The following is a 17,521-nucleotide window of genomic DNA, read 5'->3' as shown; positions in this document are numbered from 1 at the left end:
AAATGGAATGAAGTCCCTAAAGAAACTTTTTCAATATGTAAAGCCATACACCATTTTCGCGATTTTAGGTCCACTTTTAATGTGTGTGGAAGTAGCGATGGATTTACTTCAACCAACGATTATGCAGCATATGATTGATGTGGGGATTGCAAATCATGATCATGCCTATGTTATCAAACTTGGACTGTTCATGCTTTTGACTGCTTTTATCGGCTTAATCGGTGGAGTAGGTTGTACGATTTACAGTACGAAAGCAGCTGTTAATTTTGCGGCGGATATACGCCGTGATGTCTTTAAAAAAACGGCGAAGTTTTCGAGTGGAAATATTGATTCATTTGGCGCTGGGAAATTAATTACGATTGTTACAAATGATGTGACGGCTGTTCAGCAAGCATTGATGATGACTTTGCGCATTTTTGTCCGAGGACCGCTTCTGTTTATTGGAGCCGTTGTGATCGTTTGGTTTACAGCGCGTGAATTGTTTCCTGTTTTATTCGTCGTGATTCCGATTTTACTCGTGTTGATTTACTATTTTTCTAGTAAATCAGGGAAGCTGTTCGTCAAAGTACAAGTAGCAATGGACCGTGTAAATACAAAACTGCAAGAAACGTTTGCTGGCATTCGGGTCATTAAAGCATTTAATCGCCAAGGCTATGAAAAAGAAACATTTCGGGATGTAAATGATACATTAACGAAGCGGAATATGTCCGCCGAACAAGTCATTCTTACATTAATGCCGATTATGCTTTTTATTGTCAATCTTGGCGTCGTTGCTGGCATGTGGATGGGGGCAATCAAGGTAAATGAAGGGACCCTTCAAGTGGGCGTCATATTAGCCTTTATTAATTATTTGACGATCATTATGCATGGATTAATGACTAGTAGTCATGTATTAATGCAAATTACCCGATCGTTTACTTCCGCTAATCGAATCGTACAAGTGTTAGATACGGAAATTGAGATTCGTGAATCTGAAACAACTGATCCAAGTTTAGAAATACGAGGAAACGTCGAGTTTCGGAATGTGAATTTTAGTTATAGCAAAAACGGCGAGTATGTATTGAAAAACATTTCGTTTCGAACAAAAGCGGGAGAGACGATCGGGATCATTGGCTCAACTGGAAGTGGAAAGTCAACGCTTGTTAAATTGATTGCCCGCCTTTATGACCCTGATACAGGGGACATTTTTATCGATGGCGTCAATAGTAAAGATTATTCTCTTAAAAGATTAAGAGAGAGCATAGGTTTTGTCCCGCAAAAAGCGATGCTGTTTTCTGGAATGATTGAAGACAATTTACGATTTGGCAAAGAAATGGCGAAGGTCGATGAGATGAAAGAAGCGGCATCTTCTGCTGTTGCCCTTGATTTTATAGAAAAGCTGGAAGGCGAATTTACTCACGTGTTAATGCAAGGAGCAACAAATTTATCCGGTGGACAAAAGCAGCGACTTTCGATGGCACGTGCTTTTATCCGGCAGCCAAACATTTTAGTATTGGATGACTCGACTTCTGCCCTTGATGCCTTATCAGAAGCTTCGGTCCAACAAAAGTTAAAAGAGCGTTATCCACGTACAACGAAATTTATTATTTCCGCGAAAGTGTCCTCGATCATTGCTGCCGACCAAATACTCGTCATGAATGATGGAATGATTGAAGCGCTCGGCTCACATGAGGAATTATTAATAAAAAGTGATGTGTATCGTGAAATCTATGAAACACAAGTCGGAAGGAGGGTTCTTTCCTATGAGTAAAGCTTCCGTACAATCAGCCCCCAATGTAATGAGTCGTGCACGCGGACCAAGGGGATTTGGTGGTCCAGTTGTAAAAGCTAAGGATAAGAAAGGGACATTGAAGCGAATCTGGGCATATATGAGAAAGCAAAAAGTAGCAATCATTAGCGCCATCCTTTTCGTCATTTTATCTACTTTATTAGGCTTACTCGCTCCTTATTTAATTGGCGTGATTATCGATGAATATATTATTCCGAAGGATGTAAATGGAACGATTCGATTTTTATGTTTATTAGCTGCTGTCTACATACTTACTTCTATCTTTACATGGTTGCAGCAATTTTTAATGGTGCGCGTTTCATTACAAACGATTCGCAAATTGCGACAAGATTTATTTGATAAGTTTCAAACATTATCATTGCGATTTTTTGATAAACGCATCCATGGTGATTTAATGAGTCGGGTGACGAATGATATTGAAAGTTTAAATGATGCACTTAGTCAAAGTGTCATTCAAATCATTTCTTCGATATTAATGGTGTCGGGTGTGGCGATTGCGATGTTCGTATTGAATTGGCGACTTGCGATCGTATCCTTATTAGTTATTCCATTAGTTGTGTTTACAACAAAAAAGATCATTACGTATAGCAGTAGCAATTTTATTAAAAGACAGCGTGATTTGGGTGAGTTAAACGGTTTTATCGAAGAATCGATTTCAGGCAACGAGGTCATTTCCCTTTTTAGTCAAGAGGAAAAGATGTTTACGAAATTTGATGTTGTGAATGAAAGACTCCGCCATTCGGCAACTGCCGCTGATACCGTATCGGGATTTCTTGGCCCAATCAATAACTTCATGAACAATCTCGGTCTTACATTCATTATCGGAGTAGGGGCTTTGATGACGGTACAAGGGATGGCAACCGTTGGGATTATTGCAGCATTCGTCACGTATTCACGGCAATTTTTCCGGCCGATTAACCAGTTATCCAATTTATTAAATACGTTTCAATCTGCCATTGCTGGAGCGGAGCGCGTGTTTGAAATCATGGATGAAACGTCAGATCTTCAGGATCAACAGAATGCGATTCAAGTTGATTCTTTTCATGGAGATGTCGAATTTTCCAATGTGAACTTTTCATATGAGGATGACAAGCAAGTATTGAAAAATATTAGCTTCCATGCAAAAGTCGGTGAGAAAATTGCTTTAGTCGGTCCGACCGGTTCTGGAAAAACAACAATCATTAATTTATTGATGCGATTTTATGATATCCAATCCGGGGAAATTCGCATTGATGGGCGCAATATAAAGGATTATAAAATTAATCAGTTGCGTGAAAAAATCGGGATTGTGCTGCAAGATACGTTTCTATTTTCCGGGACGATTTTGGAAAACATTCGTTACGGCCGTCTAGATGCAACAAATGAAGAAGTCATTGCCGCGGCTAAAATGGCTTCCGCACATGGATTCATTAAGCATTTACCTGCTGGATATGAAACGCAGATCGTATCTGGAGGTTCAAGTTTAAGTCAAGGTCAGCGCCAATTACTCGCCATTGCCCGGGCAATTTTAGCGGATTCAGACATATTGATCTTAGATGAAGCGACCTCAAGCATTGATACGAAAACAGAAATTGAAATCCAACAGGGACTTAATCAATTAATGAAGGGGCGAACGAGCTTCGTCATTGCTCACCGTTTAAAAACAATTGAAAGTGCCGACCGAATTTTAGTGATTCATCATGGAGAACTGATAGAATCCGGCACACACGAAGAGTTGTTAATAAAGAAAGGCTTTTATTATGAACTGTATGAAAGTCAGTTTAATCTATGATTTGAGTTGATTTGAGTTGACTGGAGTGGCGGCTGGCGACTCCAGCGGGATGTGCGTGCAGCTTGAGACCCTGCGGGAGCGATGATAGGATCGAAGCCTAAAATCGCCACATCGTGTGGCAACGGCTTCGTGACCAACATCCTGTTGGTCCCTGAAGCGGCTCAAGACACGCCCCGCGGAAATCGTCCAGCCCGAACAGAAATCAACACCCACGTCTCACCATTCACCTTTTTAAATAAATGTACTGAAATAAGCAATAAGAAATCAATTCAATGATTTCCAGCCCGAAAATGCTTGAATGAAGAAAAAGGTAAACTTAATCTTGAAAGCGTTGACGGAATTTTAAATATAGGCTATTATATTAAGTGGAATTGGGTAGTAATTGTTTAAATACAAGCTAAGCCTATTCATTTAAGTGTGTAGAGGGACCTGTGTGTACTTCTATTCATTATAATGAATGGGCTTTTTTTTGTTGTGTTGGAAGGATATGTAACCTTCTGAATTGGATTATACAATTCATTCATAATAAAAAATATCCTTAATGGGGTTGAGATAAATGATCATTAAAAGGCTGCTAAATAACAATGTTCTTATTACGGAAGATCAGGGTGGTGAAGAGATCATTGTTATGGGGAAGGGAATCGGTTATCAAAGATCAAAAGGTGATGTCATTGACGAAAGTAAGATAAACAAAGTTTTTCGCATCGCGAGTCCAGATGTTTCTAATAAATTACAAGAGCTATTAAATAATATTCCGATTGAGCATATGAAGCTGTCGGATGAGATTATCGAATATACTCAAAGGAAGCTAGGTAAAAAACTAAATGAAGGAATTTATATTTCATTGAGCGATCATCTTCATACCGCAATTCAGCGAATAAAGGAGGGAATTCACTTAAAAAATGCACTTTTATGGGAGATAAAACGATTTTATAAAGAAGAATTTGAAATCGGAATAAAAGCACTGGACATCATAGAAAAGGAAACGCAAATTCGTTTACCTGATGATGAAGCCGGTTTTATTGCTTTTCATATCGTTAACGCACAATTGGATAAAGAACAGCCAGTCGTACAAGGAATTACACAGTTCATTCAAGAGGTGTTAACGATTGTCAGAATTCATTTTGGTATTGAGATAATGGAAGAATCGCTGTCCTCCTATCGTTTCATTACTCATTTAAGGTTTTTTGCTACAAGGCTGTTTACTGATCGTACATACAGTGATGGGACCGATGAGGATTTACTAGAGATCATTCAAGAAAAATATGAAAAAGAATTCGAATGTATTTCGAAGGTTCAAACATTTGTCCGTCAGAAATACGGATATGATATCACATCTGACGAAATTATTTATCTAACGATTCACGTAGCAAAGGTGGTTCGAGATTCGAGAAGATAGCTTTAAGGGGGTGATGACTGCAAACATTAAACCAATAGCTGGATGGTAACATTAAGTTGGCCAGACCTTCACGATTTCTATTATGTAATAAGGAAAAAATGGAGGGTTTGAAAATGGGAAAGTATAACAAACTGGCAAGAGAAATTATTGAAAATATAGGCGGAAAGGAAAATATAAACAGCCTAGCACATTGTGTGACTCGATTACGATTTAAATTGAAGGATGAAAATATCGCCAATGATGACATCTTAAAAAAGCTGGACGGTGTTGTCACAGTCATGAAAAGCGGCGGACAATACCAAGTGGTGATCGGGAACCACGTTCCACAAGTTTATGATGACATTAGTGCGCTCATTGATATAGAACAACTAAATGCATCGCAACAAGATACGCAAAAACCTGAAAAGCTACTTAACAAGGCCATTGATATTATATCGGGAATATTCCAGCCAATATTAGGGATTATGGCAGCATGCGGTATGTTGAAAGGGTTGGATGCGCTATTTGTTGCTACGGGATTATACAGCGGAAGTTCCGGTGGATCAATGGTTATTAATGCGATCGGGGATGCCTTGTTTTTCTTCCTACCATTGTTTTTAGGCTATACTTCAGCTAAAAAGTTCGGACTAAAACCGATGCTAGGTTTAGTTGTAGGGGCGATTATGTGTTACCCGGGTATACAGGCAAGTGCTGTTTCTTCAGGTAATGATGCCATCTACACATTATTCCAAGGGTCCATGTTTGCAGCACCTGTTTACATTGATTTCTTTGGCATTCCTATCATTTCCATTGACTATACAGGGACGGTCATTCCGGTTATTTTAGCTGTATTTTTTGCGGCGAAATGTGAAAAAGTAGTCAATAAATTTGTACCAGATTTACTTAAGTTTTTCTTTGTTCCAATGCTTACTTTATTAATCGCGTTACCAGTTGCGTTTATCGTGATTGGACCGCTTGCAACATTTGGTTCAACGGCTATTTCTGAATTTGTATTTTCTGTCAGAAACTTTAGCCCCGTTTTTGCTGGGATCATTGTTGGGTTTACATGGCAAATTCTCGTTATCTTCGGTATGCACTGGGGGTTCATCCCAGTCTATATTAATAACATTATGACAATGGGCTTCGATAATGTAATGATGCCTTTCTTCGCTTGTACTTTTGCAACAGCAGGAGTTATCTTGGCCATTTTAATTAAAACAAAAGACAAGAAAATGAAGGAAATGTCTTTGCCAAATTTCTTGTCTAGTATTTTTGGAGTAACGGAGCCGGCCATTTATGGCATTCTATTGCCATTAAAGAAACCATTTATTATTAGCTGTATCGCCGGTGGAATCGGTGGAGGATTTTATGGATTCTTTAATTTAAGAAAGTTCATGGTTGGTGGAATGGGTATTTTTGAATTGCCTGCAATGATCGAACCAGACGGAGCACTGGGAAATTTAATTGTCGCTGTTGCTGGAATTTTTATTTCAATGTTGGCGGCCTTTATCATGACGATGGTTGCTTACAATAAGAAAGAAGCGGCTGTTTACGAGGGAGCCAATGAGGCAGCAGTAGCAGTTATCGAGGAAGAAAAGACTCGGAGCTTGGCGAAAGAGATGATTGAATGTCCAATTAAAGGGGAAGTTCTTAGCTTAGAGGATATCGAAGATGCTGCCTTTGCATCGGGGGTATTAGGAAAGGGCGTTGCAATCAAACCTTCTGAAGGGGTTGTTGTAGCACCTGTTAATGGAGAAGTAACAGCGTTATTCCCAAGTTTACATGCAATCGGGATTAAATCCGAAAATGGCGTGGAGATTCTCATTCATGTTGGATTAAATACCGTCCAATTAGAGGGGAAAGGGTTTATAGCCCATGTAAAACAAGGGGATATGGTTAAACAAGGGCAACAATTGTTGGATTTCGATATAAAGGAAATCCAACAAGCTGGATATAGTATTGTTACTCCAGTAGTCATTACGAATTCCGCTGATTATTTAGAGGTTGCAGAAAATAAAAAGGGACATGCTGACAGGGGAACAAAGTTACTGACGGTTATTTTCTAAAACCAATTGTTTCATTACAGTAAGAGCGATTTCTCAAGTCGCTCTTATTCATTGAAAAGGAAGAGTTCGATACAGGAGGAATCAATTATGACGCTGAATGTTAATTTTTTATGGGGCGGGGCGACCGCAGCCAATCAATGTGAGGGCGGATATGATCAAGACGGCAGGGGGCTCGCCAATGTCGATGTATGCCCAATTGGAGAGAGGCGGTCCCTCGTCATTACAGGAAAGCAAAGAATGTATGATTTTGACGAAAATGAATACTATCCGGCTAAAAAAGGCATTGATATGTACCATTATTTCAAGGAAGATATTCAATTATTTGCCGAAATGGGCTTTAAGGTTTATCGAATGAGCATTGCTTGGAGTCGAATTTTTCCATTGGGCGATGAAGATAAACCGAATGAGGCGGGACTTCAATTTTATGAAAATATATTTAAAGAGTGCCATAAATATAATATAGAGCCACTCGTAACGATTACTCATTTTGATTGTCCAATACACCTGATTAAAAAATACGGTGGCTGGCGTAATCGTAAAATGATTGATTTTTATTTAAACCTATGTGAAGTGATTTTTAAAAGATATAAAGGTTTGGTTAAATACTGGTTGACATTTAATGAGATTAATATGATTTTGCATGCACCGTTTATGGGGGCGGGACTTTCCTTTGAAAAAGGCGAAAATGAGGGAAAAATTAAATATCAAGCCGCACACCATGAACTGATTGCAAGTGCCAAGGCAACAAAACTAGCCCATGAAATAGATGAAAATAGTCTGGTTGGCTGTATGTTTGCCGCAGGAAGTGTATATCCGTATAGCTGCAATCCAAACGATGTTTGGGAAGCGACAAAGCTGGACAGGGAAAGTTATTTCTTTGTTGATGTACAAGCAAGGGGAAAATATCCGAACTATGCCTTAAAGGAAATGGAACGTAATGGGACATTGCCGATAATGGAAAAAGACGATGAAGAGATCCTTGCAAAATATACAGTGGATTTTATTTCCCTTTCCTATTACAATAGCCGCTGCGTAAAAACAGATGGTGATGAAAAAGATAACGCGGAAGGAAATTTATTTGCATCCGCTAAAAACCCTTATTTAGAATACAGCCAATGGGGATGGCCAATCGATCCGCTAGGGTTGAGAATTACTTTGAACCATGTTTATGATCGCTATGAGAAGCCTTTGTTCATTGTAGAAAATGGCTTAGGTGCAAAGGACGAAGTCGACGAAAATGGTTATGTCGAAGACGATTATCGAATTGACTACTTAAGAGAACATATCAAAGCAATGAAGGACGCTATTGAGCTTGATGGCGTCGATATTATCGGATATACAACATGGGCACCGATTGACCTTGTAAGTGCGGGCTCTGGTGAGATGGAAAAGCGCTATGGATTTATTTATGTTGACCAGGATAACAAAGGAAATGGAACATTAAAAAGAAGTAAAAAGAAAAGCTTTTATTGGTATAAAAAGGTTATTTTCACGAATGGAGAAGATTTAGATTAGACCGTAAGGCAGTTTAATCTATAAATTAAGGAAAGCAAGATTTTAATGTAAATTCTTGCTTTCCTTTTTTATATTATGAGGATGCGCAATTCTACTCCGAAGTTACGCAATTATGCCTAAAAGTTACGCAATTACGTCAAAAGTCGCGCAATTCCATGTGAAAGTTACGCAATTATTCAAGTGTAAACCGAAAACGGTGCCTTTTTTGTAAGCCGACGAGATGTTTTAGAATGATTTGTATGCGTTCTCGGAAAAAGACAGCCCCGCCGAAATAGTGTATGATGGGAAAGAGGTGTTTTGAATGAAAAAACTGACGCATTTTAACGAAGAAGGTCGAGCAAAGATGGTCGATGTCAGTGGCAAGCCGGAAACGGTTCGAACCGCTTTGGCTCAATCTCATATAGAAGTAAATCGGGAAATTTATGAACGAATTCATTCACAACAAATAAAAAAAGGGGATGTTCTCGCCGTTGCACAAGTAGCAGGCATTATGGCGGCGAAGAAGACGTGGGACATTATTCCAATGTGTCACCCAATCCCGCTAAAAGGCATTGATATTACATTCACTTGGAAAGACGGAAAGGGAGAGTCGAAAATCCTTGAAATAAGGGCTTCGGTGAAAACGATTGGCAATACGGGCGTAGAAATGGAAGCTCTTACGGCTGTATCTGTTGCGGCTCTTACCGTATATGACATGTGTAAAGCGGTTGACAAAGCAATGATCATTGGACCTACATATCTTCTTGAAAAAACAGGCGGTACGTCTAGTAAAGATTTTTCTCGGGGAAATTTGAAGGGTTAAGGAGGATAAAGAATGAACGAAGAAACAATGAAAATACCACAAGCGACAGCGAAACGGCTGCCGTTATATTATCGATTTATTAAAAATCTCCATGCTTCTGGAAAGCAGCGTGTCTCTTCAGCTGAGTTAAGTGAAGCGGTTAAAGTTGATTCTGCAACAATTCGCAGAGATTTTTCGTATTTTGGTGCGCTTGGAAAAAAGGGATATGGGTATAATGTAAATTATCTCCTATCTTTTTTTAGTAAAACATTGGATCAAGATGAATTAACGAAGGTTGCCCTCATAGGTGTCGGTAATTTAGGAACGGCGTTTTTAAATTATAATTTCTTGAAAAATAATAATACAAAAATTGCGATGGCGTTCGAAGTTGATCCGGACAAAGTTGGTCAGCATATGAGCGATGTTCCGATTTATCATATGGACGAGCTTGAAGAGCGGCTTCTTGCAGAAGAAGTGACTGCGGTTATTTTGACGGTCCCAGCAGGAGTAGCACAGCAAATTACGGACCGTTTAGAAAAAACAGATGTGAAAGGGATTTTGAATTTCACACCTGCGCGCCTTACGGTTCCACCATCTGTTCGTGTCCATCATATTGACTTAGCGGTTGAATTGCAGTCGCTCATTTATTTCTTAAAAAATTATGATAGCCCTGACACGGAAAATTCACAGGATTAAGCGGATCAGAATAGCCAAATGAAAATGAATCCGTTAAAATATACGTATAAGGAGGTGGGCGGACATGCCAGGACCAGGTAGTTGGATCTTGATTGCACTTGTAGCTTTATTGATCTTTGGACCGAAGAAATTGCCAGAGCTTGGAAAAGCAGCCGGAGATACATTGCGTGAGTTCAAAAATGCAACAAAGGGACTTGCTAGCGATGACGAGAAAGATAAGAAGGAAAACGCCGACCAATGATAGGATGAACAAACGATGAGTCAGAACGATATGACGATTTATGACCATATAGAAGAATTAAGAAAACGGCTGTTTATTGTAGTCGTTTTCTTCATGTTTGCGGTAGTTGCAGGTTTTTTCATTGCACAGCCATTAATTAAAATCATTCAACATGCGGAAGAGGCGCAACAGTTGACGATGCATGCGTTTCGTGTGACAGATTCCATAAAAGTATACGTGCAGATGACCATCCTTCTCGCGTTAATTATGACATCACCGTTAATATTATATCAATTATGGGCATTTATTAGCCCGGGGTTATTGGAGAAGGAAAGACGGATTACATTGTCGTATATTCCATTTTCCGTTTTCTTATTTTTATTGGGAATTGCTTTTTCTTATTTTATTTTGTTTCCTTTTGTTATTAATTTTATGTTAAAGCTTTCGGGAAATATGGATATTCAAACGACGATTGGGATCAATGAATATTTTCAATTTTTATTCCAAATTACGCTTCCGTTTGGAGTTCTATTTCAATTGCCGGTCGTATTGCTATTTTTAGCTCGACTTGGAATTGTTACGCCAGTATTTTTATCAAAGATACGAAAATATGCTTATTTTGTTTTATTTGTGATTGCGGCGTTTATTACACCACCGGACATTGTCTCACATTTAATGGTGACCGTCCCGCTCTTTATTTTATATGAAATTAGTATCTGGATTTGCAGAATCGGATATAAAAAAGCACAAGCTGCCGTTGTTGAAAATGATCAAAATGAACAGGCATAAAAAAGTAAGTCCATTACCGAAGGGCTTTGACAAAGTCCTTAACCTAGGTGTTGATTTGCGCTCCAATCAACTGTGTTTGAAAAATTTGTTAAAACCTTTAACACAACCCACGATCATTTATATTTAAGTGAGACAATGATAATAAATTTGACCACACATTTCTAAAATGTGTGGTCAAATTTTATTGTCTTACTATGGCTACCCGTTCGCTTAATAAAGTTCTTAAAAATCATCTACAATCCTACCGTTTGGAAGTAGGTTTCCTCACCATATTTAAAAACTTTTATATATTCATATACTTTATCTAGATTGATTTCATATAATTTATAACCGTTAATTTCTTCCTTGCTATTAGAATTATTGTTTAAGTAGATGTTAAAAGAATTTTCTTCCGTCTTAATATCCATATTTCCAAAACCACTTTCGTTATCTAAAAATTCCTGGCTTAGATACAAATAGCGTCGCTTTTCAGAGTCATTAAATATATAAATACCATTTCCAGTACCCTCTTCAAAAGTTTGTATATGGTTAATAAATTCTTTTACATCACCATTTACCTCTACTAAATTAACTTCTGAAAAAGATATTTCATTATTACCCAAATCACACGCTGATAGGATGCTACTAATCACTAAAATCAAGAATAATCTTTTCAAATAATACAATTCCCTTGTAATACTTCTAATTAAACAACACTACTACGTTCGTTTATTAAAGTAGGAGGATTGTTGATTCAGTTGATTAGGAAAGCTAGAGTATTGTTTATTCTAAATGATCACAGTCTTGCCATGAAATATCAAGATGACAGGGGAAAAAACTGATGAACCTCTTCATTATAGATTTTAAGCGGATTCCGTTGATTGGAGCGGAAGGCAAATTCGGAGAAGTATATTCAATCAATGTCCTGCGGGAGATGTGGGCTAGACAAGACCCCACAGGAACGTATTTTAAGAAACTAAAGTCGCCACATCGTGTGGCAACAGTTCGTGACCAACATCCTGTCGACCTGAGGCTTGACACTCGCCCCGCGGAAAGAGATCGTAAATCAAGGATTCTTCCTTATTTCTTATCCTTCCGTTTGAAATGAAGAAAGAGCAATCGAAACCCTGCACCTAAATCAAATGTTGCAATAATAATAAGTAAATAGGCAATAAAGTTCCAATCTTTAACGATGACTTGTTGAATAGCTAAATAGGTAAAGACAATGCCTAAAAAGATATATAATATTCCAGAAGCTAATGGCGATCTCATAAGAATCCCCCTCCTATCCATCCGAATAGCGTATCTAGTAAACTTGCTTGTTTTTTCAATTCATTGATTTGTACGACCGTAACGAGGGTATTCATCGCCATATGGGAAATAATCGGCACGATGATTCGTTTCGTTTTTACATATAAATATGAAAAAGTAAAGCCCATCGCTGCGTATAAAAGTAGATGCTCTGGTTCCTGGTGAGCCAGGGAGAAAACAATGGCACTAATCAGAGCGGACACCCAAAAAGGAAATCGATTGTAAAGTGTTCCGAAAATGACTTTACGAAAGACAATTTCTTCAAGAATGGGACCTAGTAAAGAGCTAGCAATAACGACCATCGGGACGAGAGTAATCATTTTCATAATTAATTGTGTGTTTTCAGAAACGGGATTAATGCCGAGCGCCCTTTCGATAAGTACCGCAATGATTTGTGAAAGAAAGGCGAGAAACACACCGCCAATCGCCCATGTAATAGAACGCCCAATCGGCATTGGCTCGGCTTTTTCCACTTTTGTAAACGGGACTGCCTTTCTGAGAAGAAGTAGAATGATGATAAGGCCAAGCGCGAAACTGAACACAATCCAAATACCAGCAGCAAGAAACTTCATATATGTCGGTTCAACATCGAAAAATGATGATCCAATGAAAAAGACGAGCGGCGATCCGAATAATCCCGAAAGCTGTATAATAATAAAGGTAATCAAAATGTATATGTATTTTTTTTTCATGGATGATATATCCCTTTCCGCAAAATAAAACAAGCTATCGTTCATTTTACTATTGAACACGAAAGCATTCAACTGTATGACCTTTTAAGTTTCCCATATTTTGATGAATATTAAGTTTTTTTCTTCTTTATATCGAAATCATTTGATCGTTTCTGGAGGCACTTATTAACATGCATAAACTGCGGAAAGTAAACACCGTTGATTTCCGTTCTATTTTAGAATCGAAATCAACCGCATAGAACGCTTACATGGAAGAGGGCTTTTCAGTGCCATTGTATTAAACTTAAACATGGCATTTCGTTCCTTATTTGCTCTGTCTGAAAAAAATGACGAAAAGAAATTTGTAAAAAATGAAGCGGTTGACTTGCAAAATAATCATGGATTTATTATGATAATAATTGTGTTAGCACTCGATGAGCATGAGTGCTAATAGGAAATATTTACATACATTTAAGGAGGTTGTTTCACTTGTTAAAACCATTGGGTGATCGCATCATTATTGAGCTTGTTGAATCAGAAGAAAAAACAGCAAGCGGTATTGTGCTTCCTGATTCAGCAAAGGAAAAACCACAGGAAGGTAAGGTTGTAGCTGTTGGTACAGGTCGCGTTTTAGAGAACGGTGAGCGTGTTGCTCTGGAGGTATCAGAAGGAGATAATATCATTTTCTCTAAATATGCTGGGACAGAAGTGAAATACCAAGGTACGGAATATTTAATTCTACGCGAATCTGACATATTAGCTATCATCGGTTAATTATATTATTTTATTCATGACAGGGAGGGCTTTTTTTCATGGCAAAAGACATTAAATTCTCAGAAGATGCACGCCGCTCACTACTAAACGGAGTAGATCAGTTGGCTGATGCGGTAAAAGTAACGTTAGGACCGAAAGGACGCAACGTCGTTCTAGAGAAGAAATTTGGTTCTCCATTGATTACGAATGACGGTGTAACGATTGCAAAGGAGATCGAGCTTGACGATCCGTTTGAAAACATGGGGGCAAAGCTCGTATCTGAAGTTGCAAGCAAAACAAATGATGTTGCTGGTGACGGTACAACAACAGCAACCGTTCTTGCTCAAGCGATGATTCGTGAAGGCTTGAAAAACGTTACTGCTGGAGCAAATCCGGTTGGCGTTCGTAAAGGAATTGAAAAAGCTGTTGCAACGGCAGTTGAAGAGCTACAAGCAATTTCTAAACAAATTGAAGATAAAGAATCAATTGCACAAGTTGCTTCTATTTCTTCAGGTGATGAAGAAGTGGGTGCATTAATTGCAGAAGCAATGGAGCGCGTTGGTAACGACGGAGTAATCACGATTGAGGAGTCAAAAGGTTTCACAACAGATCTTGATGTTGTAGAAGGAATGCAATTTGATCGTGGATACACATCAGCTTACATGGTAACTGATACAGACAAAATGGAAGCTGTTCTTGAAAATCCATACATTTTAATTACAGATAAGAAAATCTCAAACATCCAAGAAGTTCTACCAGTTCTTGAGCAAGTTGTTCAACAAGGTAAACCACTATTGTTAATTGCTGAAGATGTTGAAGGTGAAGCATTGTCAACACTTGTTGTAAATAAATTACGTGGTACATTTAATGCTGTTGCAGTTAAAGCACCAGGATTCGGTGACCGTCGTAAAGCAATGCTTGAAGACATTGCGATCCTCACAGGTGGTGAAGTGATCACTGAAGAGCTTGGACTTGATCTGAAATCAGCAACGATTGATTCTCTTGGCCGTGCGGCAAAAGTAGTTGTAACAAAAGAAAACACGACAATTGTTGAAGGTGCTGGAGATTCTGCGAACATCGAAGCACGCGTAAACCAAATTCGCGTTCAAATGGAAGAAACAACTTCTGAGTTTGATCAAGAAAAACTACAAGAGCGCTTGGCGAAACTTGCTGGTGGCGTAGCTGTTATCAATGTTGGAGCAGCGACGGAAACAGAATTGAAAGAGCGTAAACTTCGTATCGAAGACGCATTAAACGCAACTCGTGCAGCAGTAGAGGAAGGAATTGTATCCGGAGGCGGAACAGCACTTGTCAACGTATACAATAAAGTTGCAGCTCTAGAAGCAGAAGGCGATGTTGCAACAGGAATTAAAATCGTTCTTCGTTCACTTGAAGAGCCTGTACGTCAAATCGCACACAATGCGGGTCTTGAAGGTTCGGTTGTTGTTGAGCGCTTGAAAGGCGAAGAAATTGGTGTTGGTTTTGACGCAGCTAGCGGCGCATGGGTAAACATGATTGACGCTGGTATTGTTGACCCAACAAAAGTAACACGTTATGCACTTCAAAACGCAGCATCGGTTGCAGCAATGCTTCTAACAACAGAAGCAGTAGTAGCTGACAAACCAGAAGAAAATGCTGGTGGTGGTATGCCTGACATGGGTGGCATGGGCATGCCAGGAATGATGTAATTAAAAAACATTATTAAATGAAGTGTTAGAGTAAACGGTCAGCAATCCGTATCGACTCTAATAACGAAGGTCTCTCGTCAATTCAATGAATTCGATGAGAGACTTTTTTTATGGAATACCTCACCGTTTCATAAAATAAACGAATGTATCTTAATGACAAAAAATCCGCAAAATAATAAGCAAGAAAAGAATACACATACATCCTCGAAAAATGCATTTGAAATTCTCCAAATTGGGTATAGAAGTATAATTGTCTCTGAATATAAACGTAAATAATTAATGGAGGTGCTTTATCATTGCTAAGATTTGAAAATGTATCGAAAGTGTATAAAGGAGGAAAAACGGCGGTCAAAGATTTATCCCTGCACTTTAAAAAGGGAGAATTTATATGCTTTATTGGACCGAGTGGTTGTGGAAAAACAACGACGATGAAAATGATTAACCGTTTAATTGAACCTTCATCAGGTAACATCTATATTAACGGAGAAAATATTTTAGATAAAGATCCTGTTCAGCTTCGTAGAGAAATTGGCTATGTCATTCAACAAATCGGCTTATTTCCACATATGACGATTCAAGAAAACATTGGACTCGTTCTTAAATTATTAAAATGGCCGGAAGAAAAACGCATTGAGCGAGCGAAGGAATTGATCGGACTTGTTGATCTTACACCTGAATATTTAGATCGATATCCACATGAATTAAGTGGGGGACAGCAACAGCGTATTGGTATTTTACGTGCATTGGCTGCAGATCAACCGCTTATTTTAATGGACGAGCCATTTAGTGCACTCGATCCAATTACACGTGATTCTTTACAGGAAGAATTTAAAAAGCTTCAACAAAGGCTGGGAAAAACGATTGTCTTCGTTTCTCATGACATGGATGAAGCCCTGAAGCTAGCAGACCGAATTGTTATTTTACGTGACGGCGAGTTAGTACAGTGTGATACACCGGATGAAATTTTACGCAATCCAGCAAATGATTTTGTTGAGGAGTTTATCGGAAAAGATCGACTTGTCCAAGCTAGACCAAACATACAAACGGTTGAGCAAGTCATGAATCCAAATGCGATTTCAATTACGAAAGACCGATCACTTTCGGAAGCGATCCAATTAATGAAGCAAACGAGAGTTGATACTTTGCTCGTTGTGGATGAGGACCATGTTCTGGAAGGATTTATTGATGTTGAAATGATTGATCAGAAGCGGAAGAAAACAAGCTTAGTTGCTGATGCATTTGAAACAGAGATGTTCACAGTAACAGAAGGGACGCTTGTTCGGGATGCGATTCGAAAAATTTTAAAAAGAGGAATGAAGTATATTCCTGTTATTGATCAAAATAAACGTTTAATCGGGATTATTACAAGGGCAAGCCTTGTGGATATTGTATACGACTCGATTTGGAGTGAAGATGAGCCTTCATTACAGTAAGACTGGAGGGAAATGAGGTGGAAAGTATTTTTGAATTTTTAAGTAGTAATGGTTCGGAATTATTATTTAAAACGTGGGAGCATATTTGGATTTCATTGATCGCCGCATTGCTAGGAATCATTGTCGCGGTTCCACTTGGAGTCGCTCTAACACGAGTGCCCAAATTGGCAGGGATTGTAATGGGGATTTTAAGTGTCGTTCAAACATTTCCGAGCTTTGCGATTTTGGCCTTTTTTATTCCCATCTTTGGGGTAGGGAAAATACCGGCAATTATTGCGCTGTTTTTCTATTCAGTCTTGCCTATTTTGAGGAACACGTATATCGGGGTAAATGGAGTGAATCGTGATTTGCTTGAAGCTGGCCGCGGAATGGGGATGACTGGATGGGAACGAATTATAAATATTGAATTACCATTATCAATTCCCGTAATAATGGCCGGAGTACGTTTGTCTACTGTCTATTTAATTGGTTGGGCAACACTCGCCGCCTATATCGGAGCAGGTGGCTTAGGAGACTATATTTTCAGCGGCCTTAATTTATACCAACCAGAATATATCATTGCTGGAGCCATCCCAGTCACGATGCTTGCGTTATTTACCGATCTACTTTTAGGGAAAATTGAAGGCTGGGCAACACCTAAAGGAATTAAAAAGTTGAAGGAAGCAAAATAGGAGGAGCTAT

16 protein-coding genes are annotated in these 17,521 nt (G+C 38.7%); 13 read left to right on the top strand and 3 right to left on the bottom strand.

Annotation, left to right across the window (positions count from 1 at the left end; all coding sequences use genetic code 11):
* Positions 1-7 precede the first annotated feature (7 nt).
* From KHA95_RS20505 to tatC, 9 genes are all read left to right on the top strand, one after another.
* A complete protein-coding gene (locus KHA95_RS20505) occupies positions 8-1,750 on the top strand; it encodes an ABC transporter ATP-binding protein (RefSeq protein ID WP_213139441.1) in 1,743 nt (580 codons plus the stop codon).
* 28 nt (positions 1,751-1,778) lie between these two features.
* Positions 1,779-3,560: an ABC transporter ATP-binding protein gene (locus KHA95_RS20500; protein WP_213139498.1), complete on the top strand. Its 1,782-nt coding sequence runs from the start codon at positions 1,779-1,781 to the stop codon at positions 3,558-3,560.
* A gap of 556 nt (positions 3,561-4,116) precedes the next feature.
* Positions 4,117-4,959 (top strand): BglG family transcription antiterminator LicT, encoded by an 843-nt coding sequence (licT, locus tag KHA95_RS20495; RefSeq protein WP_213139440.1) that lies wholly within the window; start codon positions 4,117-4,119, stop codon positions 4,957-4,959.
* Between the two features lie 113 nt (positions 4,960-5,072).
* Complete coding sequence (locus KHA95_RS20490; protein ID WP_213139439.1) at positions 5,073-7,004, top strand: beta-glucoside-specific PTS transporter subunit IIABC; 1,932 nt, start codon at positions 5,073-5,075, stop codon at positions 7,002-7,004.
* An 87-nt stretch (positions 7,005-7,091) separates the two neighbouring features.
* Positions 7,092-8,519, top strand: a complete 1,428-nt coding sequence (locus KHA95_RS20485; RefSeq protein ID WP_213139438.1) for a 6-phospho-beta-glucosidase — start codon at positions 7,092-7,094, stop codon at positions 8,517-8,519.
* Between the two features lie 301 nt (positions 8,520-8,820).
* On the top strand, positions 8,821-9,321 hold the full coding sequence (gene moaC / locus KHA95_RS20480) for a cyclic pyranopterin monophosphate synthase MoaC (RefSeq protein WP_213139437.1): 501 nt from the start codon (positions 8,821-8,823) through the stop codon (positions 9,319-9,321).
* A 12-nt stretch (positions 9,322-9,333) separates the two neighbouring features.
* Positions 9,334-9,996 (top strand): redox-sensing transcriptional repressor Rex, encoded by a 663-nt coding sequence (locus tag KHA95_RS20475; protein ID WP_213139436.1) that lies wholly within the window; start codon positions 9,334-9,336, stop codon positions 9,994-9,996.
* Positions 9,997-10,060: 64 nt separating this feature from the next.
* The gene (locus KHA95_RS20470; RefSeq protein WP_213139435.1) at positions 10,061-10,237 is read left to right on the top strand and encodes a twin-arginine translocase TatA/TatE family subunit; all 177 of its coding nucleotides are present in this window, start codon (positions 10,061-10,063) and stop codon (positions 10,235-10,237) included.
* A gap of 15 nt (positions 10,238-10,252) precedes the next feature.
* Positions 10,253-11,005, top strand: coding sequence for a twin-arginine translocase subunit TatC (gene tatC / locus KHA95_RS20465; RefSeq protein ID WP_213139434.1), 753 nt, complete (start codon positions 10,253-10,255; stop codon positions 11,003-11,005).
* A 233-nt stretch (positions 11,006-11,238) separates the two neighbouring features.
* Here the strand turns inward: tatC and KHA95_RS20460 are convergent, their stop codons facing one another.
* From KHA95_RS20460 to KHA95_RS20450, 3 genes are all read right to left on the bottom strand, one after another.
* Positions 11,239-11,661 carry a hypothetical protein gene (locus tag KHA95_RS20460; protein ID WP_213139433.1) on the bottom strand — a complete coding sequence of 141 codons (423 nt, stop codon included), beginning with the start codon at positions 11,659-11,661 and terminating at the stop codon, positions 11,239-11,241.
* A 403-nt stretch (positions 11,662-12,064) separates the two neighbouring features.
* Positions 12,065-12,256, bottom strand: coding sequence for a YdiK family protein (locus KHA95_RS20455; RefSeq protein ID WP_213139432.1), 192 nt, complete (start codon positions 12,254-12,256; stop codon positions 12,065-12,067).
* Positions 12,253-12,987: a CPBP family intramembrane glutamic endopeptidase gene (locus KHA95_RS20450; protein WP_213139431.1), complete on the bottom strand. Its 735-nt coding sequence runs from the start codon at positions 12,985-12,987 to the stop codon at positions 12,253-12,255. The genes KHA95_RS20455 and KHA95_RS20450 overlap by 4 nt, the downstream gene beginning before the upstream one ends.
* A gap of 468 nt (positions 12,988-13,455) precedes the next feature.
* Between KHA95_RS20450 and groES the strand changes: the two genes are divergently transcribed.
* The 4 genes from groES to KHA95_RS20430 all read left to right on the top strand — a co-directional run bounded on the left by groES (position 13,456) and on the right by KHA95_RS20430 (position 17,511).
* Positions 13,456-13,740, top strand: coding sequence for a co-chaperone GroES (groES, locus tag KHA95_RS20445; protein WP_213139430.1), 285 nt, complete (start codon positions 13,456-13,458; stop codon positions 13,738-13,740).
* Positions 13,741-13,778: 38 nt separating this feature from the next.
* On the top strand, positions 13,779-15,407 hold the full coding sequence (gene groL, locus KHA95_RS20440; RefSeq protein WP_213139429.1) for a chaperonin GroEL: 1,629 nt from the start codon (positions 13,779-13,781) through the stop codon (positions 15,405-15,407).
* Positions 15,408-15,703: 296 nt separating this feature from the next.
* Positions 15,704-16,840, top strand: coding sequence for a betaine/proline/choline family ABC transporter ATP-binding protein (locus KHA95_RS20435; protein ID WP_213139428.1), 1,137 nt, complete (start codon positions 15,704-15,706; stop codon positions 16,838-16,840).
* 17 nt (positions 16,841-16,857) lie between these two features.
* A complete protein-coding gene (locus tag KHA95_RS20430; RefSeq protein ID WP_213139427.1) occupies positions 16,858-17,511 on the top strand; it encodes an ABC transporter permease in 654 nt (217 codons plus the stop codon).
* Positions 17,512-17,521 lie beyond the last annotated feature (10 nt).

Source organism: Bacillus sp. FJAT-50079, from assembly GCF_018343515.1.
In the GTDB taxonomy this organism is placed as follows: domain Bacteria; phylum Bacillota; class Bacilli; order Bacillales; family Bacillaceae_C; genus Lederbergia.
This window is presented reverse-complemented; position numbering and strand designations above follow the sequence as displayed.

What these genes read in the sequence shown, in the direction of transcription:
- licT (WP_213139440.1), top strand. Translation starts at nt 4,117, where the DNA reads ATGATCATTAAAAGGCTGCTAAATAACAATGTTCTTATTACGGAAGAT.
- KHA95_RS20475 (WP_213139436.1), top strand. Translation starts at nt 9,334, where the DNA reads ATGAACGAAGAAACAATGAAAATACCACAAGCGACAGCGAAACGGCTG.
- KHA95_RS20485 (WP_213139438.1), top strand. Translation starts at nt 7,092, where the DNA reads ATGACGCTGAATGTTAATTTTTTATGGGGCGGGGCGACCGCAGCCAAT.
- KHA95_RS20450 (WP_213139431.1), bottom strand. Translation starts at nt 12,987, where the DNA reads ATGAAAAAAAAATACATATACATTTTGATTACCTTTATTATTATACAG.
- groL (WP_213139429.1), top strand. Translation starts at nt 13,779, where the DNA reads ATGGCAAAAGACATTAAATTCTCAGAAGATGCACGCCGCTCACTACTA.
- tatC (WP_213139434.1), top strand. Translation starts at nt 10,253, where the DNA reads ATGAGTCAGAACGATATGACGATTTATGACCATATAGAAGAATTAAGA.
- KHA95_RS20490 (WP_213139439.1), top strand. Translation starts at nt 5,073, where the DNA reads ATGGGAAAGTATAACAAACTGGCAAGAGAAATTATTGAAAATATAGGC.
- KHA95_RS20455 (WP_213139432.1), bottom strand. Translation starts at nt 12,256, where the DNA reads ATGAGATCGCCATTAGCTTCTGGAATATTATATATCTTTTTAGGCATT.
- KHA95_RS20470 (WP_213139435.1), top strand. Translation starts at nt 10,061, where the DNA reads ATGCCAGGACCAGGTAGTTGGATCTTGATTGCACTTGTAGCTTTATTG.
- KHA95_RS20500 (WP_213139498.1), top strand. Translation starts at nt 1,779, where the DNA reads ATGAGTCGTGCACGCGGACCAAGGGGATTTGGTGGTCCAGTTGTAAAA.
- moaC (WP_213139437.1), top strand. Translation starts at nt 8,821, where the DNA reads ATGAAAAAACTGACGCATTTTAACGAAGAAGGTCGAGCAAAGATGGTC.
- KHA95_RS20505 (WP_213139441.1), top strand. Translation starts at nt 8, where the DNA reads ATGAAGTCCCTAAAGAAACTTTTTCAATATGTAAAGCCATACACCATT.